General features: G+C 59.8%; 10 protein-coding genes. 3 read left to right on the top strand and 7 right to left on the bottom strand.

The genetic code is table 11. From position 1 onward, the window contains the following. Positions 1-104 precede the first annotated feature (104 nt). Positions 105-992, top strand: a complete 888-nt coding sequence (locus ACZ5Q2_RS05040; protein WP_432210404.1) for an AEC family transporter — start codon at positions 105-107, stop codon at positions 990-992. Positions 993-1,029: 37 nt separating this feature from the next. On the opposite strand, the gene ACZ5Q2_RS05035 is transcribed toward ACZ5Q2_RS05040, so the two are convergent. Further along, positions 1,030-2,673: a methyl-accepting chemotaxis protein gene (locus ACZ5Q2_RS05035; RefSeq protein WP_432210405.1), complete on the bottom strand. Its 1,644-nt coding sequence runs from the start codon at positions 2,671-2,673 to the stop codon at positions 1,030-1,032. Positions 2,674-2,879: 206 nt separating this feature from the next. On the opposite strand from ACZ5Q2_RS05035, the gene ACZ5Q2_RS05030 reads away from it, so the two are divergent. Then, positions 2,880-5,384 carry an acyl-CoA dehydrogenase gene (locus ACZ5Q2_RS05030; protein WP_061332000.1) on the top strand — a complete coding sequence of 835 codons (2,505 nt, stop codon included), beginning with the start codon at positions 2,880-2,882 and terminating at the stop codon, positions 5,382-5,384. 341 nt (positions 5,385-5,725) lie between these two features. Here ACZ5Q2_RS05030 and ACZ5Q2_RS05025 read toward each other — a convergent pair whose 3' ends face one another. Next, complete coding sequence (locus tag ACZ5Q2_RS05025) at positions 5,726-6,673, bottom strand: LysR family transcriptional regulator (RefSeq protein WP_061332001.1); 948 nt, start codon at positions 6,671-6,673, stop codon at positions 5,726-5,728. Between the two features lie 243 nt (positions 6,674-6,916). On the opposite strand from ACZ5Q2_RS05025, the gene ACZ5Q2_RS05020 reads away from it, so the two are divergent. Further along, complete coding sequence (locus ACZ5Q2_RS05020; protein ID WP_061332086.1) at positions 6,917-7,846, top strand: DMT family transporter; 930 nt, start codon at positions 6,917-6,919, stop codon at positions 7,844-7,846. Here ACZ5Q2_RS05020 and ACZ5Q2_RS05015 read toward each other — a convergent pair. The 5 genes from ACZ5Q2_RS05015 to ACZ5Q2_RS04995 all read right to left on the bottom strand — a co-directional run bounded on the left by ACZ5Q2_RS05015 (position 7,824) and on the right by ACZ5Q2_RS04995 (position 11,960). Then, positions 7,824-8,237 (bottom strand): hypothetical protein, encoded by a 414-nt coding sequence (locus tag ACZ5Q2_RS05015; protein WP_146136838.1) that lies wholly within the window; start codon positions 8,235-8,237, stop codon positions 7,824-7,826. The two genes, ACZ5Q2_RS05020 and ACZ5Q2_RS05015, sit on opposite strands and share 23 nt — an antisense overlap. 135 nt (positions 8,238-8,372) lie before the next feature. Continuing rightward, positions 8,373-8,957 (bottom strand): gamma-glutamylcyclotransferase, encoded by a 585-nt coding sequence (locus tag ACZ5Q2_RS05010; protein ID WP_058090829.1) that lies wholly within the window; start codon positions 8,955-8,957, stop codon positions 8,373-8,375. Between the two features lie 35 nt (positions 8,958-8,992). After that, entirely contained in the window at positions 8,993-9,625 is a 633-nt protein-coding gene (locus tag ACZ5Q2_RS05005) for a MarC family protein (protein WP_061332004.1), read from the bottom strand. 110 nt (positions 9,626-9,735) lie between these two features. Then, positions 9,736-10,725, bottom strand: a complete 990-nt coding sequence (gene rluF, locus ACZ5Q2_RS05000; protein ID WP_432210406.1) for a 23S rRNA pseudouridine(2604) synthase RluF — start codon at positions 10,723-10,725, stop codon at positions 9,736-9,738. Positions 10,726-10,817: 92 nt separating this feature from the next. Further along, positions 10,818-11,960: a sterol desaturase family protein gene (locus ACZ5Q2_RS04995; protein WP_061332006.1), complete on the bottom strand. Its 1,143-nt coding sequence runs from the start codon at positions 11,958-11,960 to the stop codon at positions 10,818-10,820. Positions 11,961-11,984: the final 24 nt, after the last annotated feature.

The raw sequence follows: 11,984 nt of genomic DNA, 5'->3' as shown, positions 1-11,984 counted from the left end.
TTGGTCGAACATGAGCAATTTTTGCTTGCCGAAACGGGCCGATACTTGCGAACCTAACCGTTTGTTGATGGTTGTCGTCCCGAACGTTTGTCGGAGCTCTCCCCATGATCGGCCAGATCCTCGCTACCATGCTGCCGGTATTCCTGATTGCAGGTTGCGGCGCCCTGTATGGCCGTTACCGCACGCCAGACATTCAAGGCCTGAATGTTCTCAACATGGAATTGTTCGTGCCCATGCTGGTGTTTGCCGTGCTGGCCGACCAGCAGGCGCCCCTGCAAGACTACGGCTGGCTGGCCCTGGCGGCAACCGTGGTGGTTCTGGGCTCCGGCATTATTCTGTACCCGGTGGCCCGCGTTCTGAACCTGAATCTGAAAACCTTCCTGCCGCCGATGATGTTCAACAATTCCGGCAACATGGGCATCCCCCTACTGGTACTGGCGTTTGGTGAAGCGGCACTGCCGGCGGCGATCGTGCTGTTCATCGTCGAGATGCTGCTGCACTTTTCGGTTGGCCTGTACATGTTGGACCCGCATACGTCGATCATCCGGCGATTGCGGCTGCCGATCGTGTTCGCCAGCATCGCCGGGCTAACCGTCAACTTCAGCGGTATTGCCCTGCCTGGCTGGCTGCTGGAAACCCTGAACATGCTGGGTGGCGTGTGTATCCCCTTGATGCTGTTTGCCCTGGGGGTGCGGATGCTGGATGTCGATTTCCGGGACTGGAAACTGGGGCTGATTGGCGCCATTGCCTGCCCGGTCAGTGGCTTGCTGCTGGCCTGGCCCATGATTGCCATACTCGACCTGCCGGGCCTTCAGGTAGCCTGCCTGTGGGTGTTTGCGGCGCTCCCGCCTGCGGTGCTCAACTACATGGTGGCGGAGCAGTATCAGCAGGAACCCCACGCGGTGGCATCGCTGGTATTATTGAGCAACCTGGGCAGCCTGGTGGTCATGCCCATTGTCCTCGGCCTGGTGTTCTCTGCTGGCTTCGTTTAACCACCCACTCGCTCAAAACGCTCGCAGGAACCAGGGTTCAGCCTCTCAACCGGAACACACTGACCCGCGAGCGCAGCTGGCCCGCCAGCACGGCCAGATCCCGGCTGGCGCCGGCCACCTGATCTGATCCGGCAGAGGTTTCAATGGTGGCATCGTGAATTCGTGCGATGTTGCGGTTCACTTCCTCCGCCACGGAACTCTGTTCTTCTGCAGCGCTGGCAATCTGGGCATTCATGTCATTGATGGAAGCCACCTCTTCCCGGATGCGCCCAAGCGCGGTTTCTGCCTCGGCGGTCTTCTCAACCGTCACCCGAGCCAGATCCCGGCTTCGTTCCATTTCACCGGAGGCCTCACCAGCACCGGCCTGCAACCGGCCAATCATGTCCTGAATTTCCCGAGTGGAATCCTGGGTACGGGATGCCAGGGAACGCACTTCATCAGCCACCACCGCAAAGCCCCGGCCATGTTCGCCAGCGCGGGCCGCTTCAATGGCCGCATTCAGTGCCAGCAGGTTGGTTTGCTCGGCGATGGCGTTGATCACTTCGATGATTTTCTCGATATTACCGCTGTCTTCCGACACCCGGTTTACAGAAGCCGCCGCGTCCTCCAGCTTGTTCGCCAACTCGGTGATCGAGGTGGCGGTCTCCTTGACCACCTGATTTCCGGTTTCCACTTCCTGATCAGCCTTGCGGGTTGCTGTCGCGGCGTTAGCGGCAAAGCCCGCCACCTCGTTCACCGTGGCCGCCATCTGGTTCACCGCGGTGGCCATCTGCTCAGCCTCGGTAGCCTGCATACGGATCTGTTTGCTGTTGTTGTCTGAGGTATCTTCCAGCTCACCAGACGCGTTGGACAGCTCCTCGGCCGCAGACCGTACCTCACGGATGATGCCCGTTAACCGGTCAATGGTATCCGCCAGAGCGCCCATCACGCTGTCCGGGTAACGGGTTTCCAGATTTTGCTCCAGCTGGCCGTCCGCCAGCTGCCGGATGGCCGCCGCCACTTCCTCGGGCTCCGCACCCAGGATTCGCTTGAGTTTGCGGATGATGACCGTGGCCACCAGCACACTGACCAGTACGGCAAAGCCGGTGATGGAGAGAATCATGATGTTGAAGCCACTGGCGGCGTCGCGCACTTCTTCCAGGTCAGCGGCAACGGTGTCTTCCTGATAATCAATAAACGCGTTAACCCGCGCCAGCCACTCGCTGTAAGCCGGTGAAACCTGATCCAGCAACAGGCGCCGGGCCTGCTCGGTATTGCCTGCGGTTCGAAGAGTCACCACCTCATCGGTCAGGGCGAGGGTTCGCTGCTCGGTGGCTTCGATGTCCCGCAGCAAACGGCGCTCCTGATCCGTGGCCCCCTGGCGCTGGAACATCTGGGACATGGCTTCGGCGTTCTTCCGGTACATAGCCGCGAGGTCATCAATGGTGCGCAGATGCTCACGCAAGGAAGCATCGCGGTTCACCAGCACCACATCCCGAATGGCGATGGCCCGGTCGTGCACGCTGCCCCGGAAATTAATGGCGAAGCGTTGTTTGAGTGAGGCGCCCTCATTAACCGAGGTCAGAGTCCGGTCAATGAATCCCACCTGGTGATTACCTACAACGCTGACCAGCACCATCAGCGCTACCATCAAACCAAATCCCAACGCCAGGCGTTTTGCTACCGTGAGCTGGCCAGTCATATAAGCACTCCACATATTGGTTAAGTGGAGAGAATTACGATTAAAAAAAGGAATGGATTTATTGCTTTTGCAAGATTTTGTAAATTCTTTAACGGTCTGCCACTCAGCCCCCTATTGAACCGTCCGTTTTCCTTGCAACTGCCTGGACTTTGGCCGATGGTTAGAGGCAAATCTGCCTGATCTGGTAATGATATGGAGGTCTGTCCATGAGTGTTCTGCTTCTGGTTATCAGTGCCCTGGTGCTGATCTATTTCAGCATCGGCGGCAAAACCGCTGCGATCGTGATGTCTGTCGCCACCCTCGTCGGCGTTGCCAACGACGGCTGGCACCTTCTCAGTTTTGTCATCGGCGGCCTGCTGTTAGCGTTGGCGTTACTGATCACCCTGCCCGGCGACCTGCGCCTGGACAAATTCAGCCGGCCCTTGCTGGGCTGGGTCCGCAGCCGCCTGCCCAAGCTCTCGCCAACCGAGCAGGAAGCCCTGAACTCCGGTTCCGTAGACTGGGATGGCGAACTGTTTTCCGGCAAACCGGAATGGAACAAGCTGCTGGACGCCGCTCCGGCGCATCTGACCAGCGAGGAGCAAGCGTTTCTCGACGGCCCGGTGGAAGAACTGTGCAAGATGCTGGATGACTGGCAGATCACCCACGAACACTACGACCTGCCGGACAAGGTATGGAAGTTCATCCGTGACAAGGGCTTCTTCGGGCTGGTGATTCCCAAGGAAGACGGGGGCCTGGGTTTCTCCAACACTGCCCACTCCGAAATCGTGATGAAAATCTCCACCCGCAGCGTATCGGCAGCGGTGACCGTCATGGTGCCCAATTCCCTGGGCCCGGGTGAGCTGCTGATGCACTACGGCACCGACGACCAGAAACACCACTACCTGCCGCGCCTGGCCAAGGGCAAGGAAATCCCCTGTTTTGCCCTGACCTCACCGGTGGCCGGCTCCGACGCGGGTGCCATTCCGGACAAAGGCATCGTCTGCAAGGGCGAATGGAACGGCAAGGAAGTGCTGGGCCTGAAGGTCACCTGGAACAAGCGTTACATCACACTCGCCCCGGTAGCGACCCTGATTGGCCTGGCCATCAAGGTCTATGACCCTGAACACCTGATCGGCGATCAGGACGACATCGGCGTGACCTGTGTGATGGTGCCCCGGGAGACCGACGGCGTGAACGCCGGAGCCCGCCACCTGCCCATGAACACCGTATTCATGAATGGCCCCACCTGGGGTACCGAAGTGTTCATCCCCATGGAACAGGTGATTGGTGGGCAAGACATGCTCGGCAAAGGCTGGAAAATGCTGCTGGAATGCCTGTCCATCGGCCGCTCCATCTCCCTGCCGGCTCTCGGCACCGGCGCCGGCAAGTTTGCAAGCCTTGCCACTGGCGCCTACGCCTACACCCGGGAACAGTTCGGCCGCACCATCAGCCAGTTCGAAGGCGTTCAGGAAGCCCTGGAGCCCATCGCCGGCTACACCTACATGATGGATGCCGCCCGCCTGCTCACCGCCGGCATGCTGGACCGGGGCGTTCGCCCATCCGTGCCCTCGGCGGTACTGAAATACCGCAACACCGACCTGATGCGGGAAGTCATTAACCACGCCATGGATGTAGTGGCCGGCCGGGGCGTGATCACCGGCCCCCGTAACTTCCTGGCCCGGGCCTACCAGGCCGTGCCCATCGGCATTACCGTGGAAGGCGCCAACATCCTGACCCGCAGCCTGATGATCTTCGGCCAGGGCGCCATTCGCTGCCATCCGTTTATCGTGGAAGAAATCGAAGCCGCCGGCATGGAAGACCAGGACAAGGCTGCAAAACAATTCGATGGCATCTTCTACCGCCACCTGGCCCACACCACCCGCAATGCCCTGCGGGCGTTCGTACTGGGCCTGAGCAAGGGCTGGTTGGAAACCGCGCCACGCCAGGGCGACATCCAGAAATACTACCGCCAGCTGGGCCGATTCTCCGCTGCCTTCGCATTAATGACCGACGTCACCCTGCTGACCGTCGGCGGCGGCCTGAAAGCCCGCCAGCGCTTGTCTGGCCGCATGGCCGACTGCCTGGTGCATCTGTATTACGCCACCGCGGTGATCAAGCAATGGCATGAAGAAGGCTACCCGGACGACCAGCGAGACCTGGTGGAATGGTGCCTGCAAACCTGCCTGCACGACCTGCAGGATTCCATGCGCGATGCCATCATCAACTTCCCGGTCCCGGCCCTGCGCTGGCCACTGCGGATACTGGTGTTCCCGCTCGGCGCCACCGGCCTGAACGGCCCGGATGACAAGCTCGGCGCCAGGGTGGCTGCCACCATCGTGAAAGACACCCCGGTGCGCCAACGCATTAGCCGCGGCACCTTTATCAACATGGATCCAGACGACCCGCTGGGCCGGGTACTCAATGCCTACAAACTGGCCAACGAAACCGCCGAGATGCGCCAGCGCCTGCACGAAGCGATTCGCAGCCGCGACGAAGACGAACTGGACGGCATTGCCCTGCTGATGGGCCATCAACGTAAAGAGCTGGTGGACTGGGCCTGCGCCCAGGGCATCATCAAGGCGGACGAATGCCCGAAAATGGAAGAAGCGCTGACAGCCCTGTATGACGTCATCCGGGTGGATGCCTTCGACGCCGACGGCCTGAAAGCCCTGGCCAAGGGTGCCAAGGGCAAGCGCAAGGTTGTAGAGCGGCCTGGCTCAGGTTCCTAGCCTTTTAGTTCGGTGGAGGTCAGTCCTTGGCAGGAGGCCTCCCAAAAACCGCTCCTTCGGCACATCCTTGTGGCGCTTCTGCTCCGTCATCCATGGCTCCGCACATTTTTGGGAGGCCTCCTGCCAAGGACTGCCCCCGACTATGTAGGTGGGTCGCCCCACAGATTCAGCTTTAGCACAGCGAGCTCCGTGAGGTAAGGCTGAGCGGGGCGGGGGTGTCTGTCCGGAAATTTGCGGAGCCATGGATGGCGGAGCAGAAGCGCCCATGGATGGCTCGAGCGTTTTCCGGACAGACACCCCCGCCCTGCTCAAAACACCAGAACCCGCAGGCTGCTAGAAGGTTACTCCCCACGAAGCCCACCCCGAATAGCCTCATCCACCAGCCAGCGGCGCAGCGTCTGAATCCCACGCTCCCGCCGGCGGCTGGTCTTCCAGGCAAAGTAGAACTTGTCACCTGTCACCACCGAATGGGCGGGCAACCGAACAAAATCCGCCGAATCCTTGCGGGTACTGAGCATGTAGTCATTGGTCAACGCAATGCCCTGATGAAAACGCGCCGCCTCCAGCGACAACAGCATATGGCTGGAATGCAGCAGCCGACTGGACGCAGGCAGCTTCATACCGGCCTCCTGATACCAGGCCTCCCAGTCGCCGCCCTGCCTGTCATAGATACTGTGAGTCGACAGCAACGGAAACCGGGCCATCTCTGCCGGCGCTACCGGCGGCTCATCCCGCCGCTCGGGCTCCGCATCCCGCCCCAACTCCCGCCGTATACGCTGCCAATAATCCTGACTGCACACCGGAAACAACCGCTCCTCATACAGCAGATCGTAACTGTAGGCCCGCGAATCCCGGTGAATGGTAATAAAACAATCCGCCACCCTATCCGACAACACCGGATTCTCACTGCTCATCTCCAAAGCCAGATCAATCTGCGGATGCAAACGCTGCAAATCCGGCAACCTCGGCGCCAGCCAGCGCACCGCAAACGAACTGAACACCGACAACCTCAGCCGCGACTCCTCATGCCCCAACAATTGCTCACTGGCCCGTTCAATCTGCAACAGTGCCGAACCAACGGCATCCAGATACTGCCGCCCCTCATCCGTCAACGTCACCTTCCGGCCCGAGCGCCAGAACAGCCGCTCACCCAAATAGGTTTCCAGCTGTTTGATCTGGTGACTGACTGCACTTTGCGTGATCGACAGTTCCTCGGCAGCCGCCGAAAAGCTGTTAAGCCGTGCAGCGGCTTCGAATACGGGAAGAGCTTTCAGTGGAGGTAGTTTCATCGGTTTAGTATCTAATTTTCTAATGGATGGCTAATAATCATCATTTTATCGGATATTAGCATTTCATTAGACTCTCCAACGAGATTCGGGGATCAGGTCGGGCTGTCCCTCCGAAAATGCTTGTAGCCATGGATGGCGGAAAGCAAGCGTACAGGGATGTACTTGCAGCGGTTTTCGGAGGGGCAGCCCGACCTGATCCTTCCACCAAACCACGAAGGCCAAGATAAAGAGGAGAGAACCAACGTGTCAGGCAAAACCGTCAACAGCGCCATTCTGCTGCTGGTCATCGGCAACGCCATGGCCATCCTCTCCGATGTATTTATCAAAATGCTGGAACCCGGCGCCCCCGTCTTCCAGTTCGCCTTCCTGCGCTGCCTCCTGACCCTGGCCTTCCTGATTCCCCTGGCCCGCAAACTCGACCGCCAGAACCTCTTCGGCGGCCTGAAAATCCACGCCATCCGCGCCCACATCCACCTGGTCGGCATCGTCTGCATGGTGATCGCCCTCACCAACTTGCCGCTGGCCACCGCCAACGCCCTGTTCTACGCTGCCCCGATACTGGTGATGGTGCTCTCCGCCTTTTTCTTCCGGGAACAACTCACCCCCCTGAGCGTCACCGCCGTCTTCAGTGGCTTTGCCGGCATCATCGTCATCCTGCGCCCGGTGGAATTCAACTGGGCAGTGATTGCGGCCCTGGGCTCTGCCTTCGCCCTGGCCATCAACGCTGTAATGGTGCGCCAATTGCCCAAAGAGCAGACCACCGTCCACAAGCTGTTCCTGAACTACCTGTTGATTGTGCCGGCTGCCGCTGCCCTGGCGCTCTGGGAAGGCGCGGCCTGGAACCCGCAGATCCTGATCAGCGCCGCCGGCTCAGCCCTGTTCATCCTCGGCTACAACATCACCGTGCTGCTGGCCTACCGGCAGGTGGATGCCAACCAGGTTACCAGCGCCGAATACACCGGGCTGATCTGGGCCGTCGCCATTGGCTGGATCTGGTTTGGTGAAGTGCCGGACCTGTGGTTCCTGGCCGGCAGTCTGATGATTGTGGTGCCGCTGGTGCTGATTGGCTTGCGGCACCGGCGCCGCACCCCGGCGCGGGGGTTTAACCCCGCAGCCCGGGAAGAGCGCCCGGAAAGGCGGGTTGCCGAACCTACCGGCGGGTCTGGTCAATAAGAATCTGGGTATCACGAATGATCCGGGCTGCCCGATACTCCGGTGGTATCCGGTCGTTGTACCCCAGGGATGACCGGTAACCACTGCGATGGTTGTGGTACTTCGGTTTGTATCGGTAATGGGAATGCTTTTTACCATAGTCCCGGCGGTCGTACCGATGCTTGTGGCGATTATCCCGATAGCGGTTGTCGCGGTGGCGATCATGGTAAGACCGGCGATGCTCGGCACGCAGCATTTTCTTCTGATGGCCCGGTGGCAGCGCCTTGCCCCGGTCCAACTGCTTCTGGATACCCGGCGGATGGCCGTGGCCACGGTAGCCGTCTGCCTGGGCCATACCGGCAAAGCCCAGGGCGACAATCAGGGTACTGCTGATCAGTAATCGTTTCATCATGACTCTCCCGTCCCTATCGACTGGAACCATGCTAAACGGAAACATTCCGTGAAGCCTTGCCACCAGATTAATGATCAGAAGGGAGATGTCAGCGCCCAAGGGCCGGTTTTGCACAAGCTTTACATGGGTTGACGTTTAACTGTCCGAAGCCTCGACAGGCCCGGAACGGGTGAGGTGAGATTCAATCGAAAAGGTATGGCGGCAGTCATCCCCCAACGCCCGCAGGGACTCCGCCAGCCGGAGCAGGTATTCGGAATTGGGCCCACTGGGGCCAACCGCCGCGGCAATCTGGGCAGCAATATCGGCTTCAGGGGCCTCGCCCAGAAACGCTTCGTTGTCTTCCGTGGCGATATACACCAAGCCCTCGGCATGGCTGCCATCGTCAAAGGTCATAGTGGTGCTGAAACGCAGGTAGCCGTTTTTCTCCCGCACATCGAGATACTCGAAGACATTCGGCGATACCCGGAACGCCATGCCCCGGCAGACCGCACCCGGCTGCTCGATCAGCGTGACCACGCGACCGGGAGCCTCAGGCGTGCCACGATGGTCGTGGGACCCCTGCCAGAACCGGCGTGCCCAACCGCGAATGGATGCCGGCCGCTGTTCCAGGAACGGGAAATCCACCTTGTAGATCAAAGAGCCGTAACCGAACAACCAGACAGAGTCGATACCGTCAAAGTTGTAGCGGGTACGATTGTGATCAATGGTGTTGGCGGGCATAGCGAACCTGCAGACGATACAAAGGCCTGATTCTGTCAGGCGCCTTGAGTGCTTGCAATAAAGCCGGCGATACCGGTCAGCACGATTTCCGCCGCCATGGCAGAGAGTATCAGGCCACTGATTTTCGACATGATGTTCAGGCCGGTTTTACCCAGCACTTTCTCCAGGTAGCCCGACAACCGCAACAACACCGCCAGAATCAGCAAACCGGACACCAGGCCCAGCAAGCCGCCAGCCACTTCGTGCACGGCTTTCAGCTCAGCACCGTAGACCATGATGGCACCGATGGTGGCCGGGCCGATCATCACCGGAATGGCCAGGGGTACCACGGCGATGTCGTCGCGGTCTTCCTCCGGCAGGCCGGTGGCATGATTACGGGTACCACTGGTGACCAAGCTGATGGCGGTGAGGAACAGCAGGCTGCCGGCGCCAATACGGAACGAGTTCAGGGTAATACCGATGGCGCTGAACAACAGCGGCCCGGCAAAGAACAGCACCACGCCGAGAATAAAAGCGGACACACAAGCCCGGCGAATGATCGACGCCTTCTCCGCCGCCGGCAGGCCGCGGGTCAGCGCCAGGAACATGGTGACCACAAAGAACGGTGCCAGCAGGAACAGAAAACGGATGGTACTGCTGAGGTAAGTGGCGAAAAACGATTCAAACATTCAAGCAAATCCGGCCAGGGGTTAAAGCCGGTAAGCATAGCGCCTGTGGGCAGATTCTGCCGTAAGGAAGAGAACCTATTGGCCGGCGTATCGAACGCCGGCGGTGCCGGTCAGCGCTTCTTGATGGAGGGCTTGCGCGGCTTGGCGGGTTTGCCCTTCGGGCCGGTCGCGCGCCCACCGGCCTTCGGGCCACGGCCGGGCTTGCCTGCGGGGGATTTGCCGGTGCCTTTGCCTGCGCCCTTTCCACCTCGGCCGGGGGAAGGTTTACCTGACGGCTTTGCGCCGGCCCTGGCCGATTTACCACCGGCACCCGGGCGGGCACCTTTGGGCCCGGCGGGTTTCTTGCGGGGCTTGCTGGCCGCCGGCTGCGTTGCTTCCGAAGACGAATCCCGGATGGCATCAAACAGCACCGCCAGTTCCTTCTCCGTCAGATCCCGCCAGGCGCCCACCGGCAAACCTTGCAGGCTGACGTTCATAATCCGCACCCGCTCCAGCTTCGTCACCTCATAGCCAAAGTATTCCGCCATCCGGCGGATCTGGCGGTTCAGGCCCTGCACCAATATGATCCGGAAGACAAACCGGGAGACTTTCTCCACCTTGCAACGCTTGGTCATCGTCCCCAGAATCGGCACGCCGTTGCTCATGCCTTCCACAAACTCCCGGGTCACCGGCTTGTCGACGGTCACCAGGTATTCTTTCTCGTGGTTATTGCCGGCCCGCAGGATCTTGTTCACCAGATCACCATTGCTGGTGAGGAAAATCAGCCCCTGGGAATCCTTATCGAGGCGGCCAATGGGGAAAATGCGCTCGCTGTGGCCGACAAAGCGCTGGATATTGTCTTTCTCCGCGCTGTCGGTGGTGCTGACAATGCCCACCGGTTTGTTCAGGGCAATGAAGACCAGATCTTCCTCGTCCCGGGGCTCCACCACCTGGCCGTTCACTCTCACCACATCGCCCGGCATCACCCGATCACCCACCTGGGCCCGCCGACCGTTGATGTGCACGTTGCCCTGCTCGATGTACCGGTCAGCATCCCGGCGCGAACACATGCCGCTCTCGCTGATGTATTTGTTCAGTCGGGTGGAGGTTCGGTTGGCCATGACATCCTGCCGGTTTCAAATGATGGGTAAATGCGCGGGCAGCACACAACCCGCGCATCATCCCATTGCATCACCCTGACGGCAACTGCCGGTCAGCGCCTGCGGAACGGATAGAACAGCTGCCCCAGGTAGGAACCCGGCAGTTTCTGGGTGGTACCATACTCCGCCGGCCAGTGCGCCTTCGGGAAATGGTACGTGCCAAACAGCCGGTCAAAGAGCACCGTGTGTGCCGAGTAATTGGTATCGATGGCCGGCTTCTCCGAACTGTGGTGCCAGTGGTGAAACTGCGGCGTTACCAACAGGTACTTAATCGGCCCCCAGGGCACGTTAAGATTGCTGTGGATAATGATGGCCTGCAGCGCGGCGAACGTCACGTAGATATCCAGTGCTTCCTTGCTGGCACCAAGCAGATACAGAGCCAGCATAACCAATCCACGTTCAATGAAGATCTGAACCACATGGGCACGGGAGCCTGCCAGCCAGTCCATGGTTTCCACCGAATGATGGACCGCATGAAAAGGCCACAGCCGACGGACTTCATGGAAGACCCGGTGTTCCCAATACAGCACGAAATCGGCAACCAGAATCAGCAGTACGACCTGCAGCCATAACGGCGTGCTCTGAATCGCCGCCTGCAGGCTGTCGCTGGCCACCCATTCAAAGTGCGTTACCAGGAAGTTGCCAAACAGCAGAACCGCTGAGATCAGCAGGTGATTCAAGCAGAAGTAAAAGAAATCCAGCCCCCATTCATCCCGCAAGATGACCTGCTCCCGATACTTCGGAAAGAGCTTCTCCAGGCTGGTGAAGACAATAGTGGAACCCAGAAAGGCCAGAATCAGCCAGTCTACACCGAGCGACAGCGGTTTCGGCTCCACCGGCCCAACAGGAACATTGTACCCCCCCAGGGCAAACGCGATCAGCGTCATGGCAATGCCCGCAGCGCCAAGCCGTTTTCGTCGATCAAGCACAAAGGTGGTGATGCCAAAAAACAGGGAGAACCACATGCCGTACTTCAAGACATCCTGAAGCGCCTCGGCATCATACGCAGCACGAAGATCGGTGGTCGTCAGGTAGGAGGGGAACAGGTAGGCGAGCACCGCCGCCAGGCTCAAGCCGCCGAGAAATATCGAAAAATATCCGGGGATTCGTCCGTTCCGAAAGCGAAGCTCTTTGTCCGGGCGGGGCACTACCACCCGCTCGCGGTACTGGTAATCGGTATCGTGTTCCGTGTTCATGCGTTCCCTGCAAATGTTCTGTTC

The organism is Marinobacter alkaliphilus (assembly GCF_055394375.1).
The sequence above is the reverse complement of the archived record's forward strand: the minus strand, read 5'-3'. Positions and strand labels throughout refer to the sequence as shown.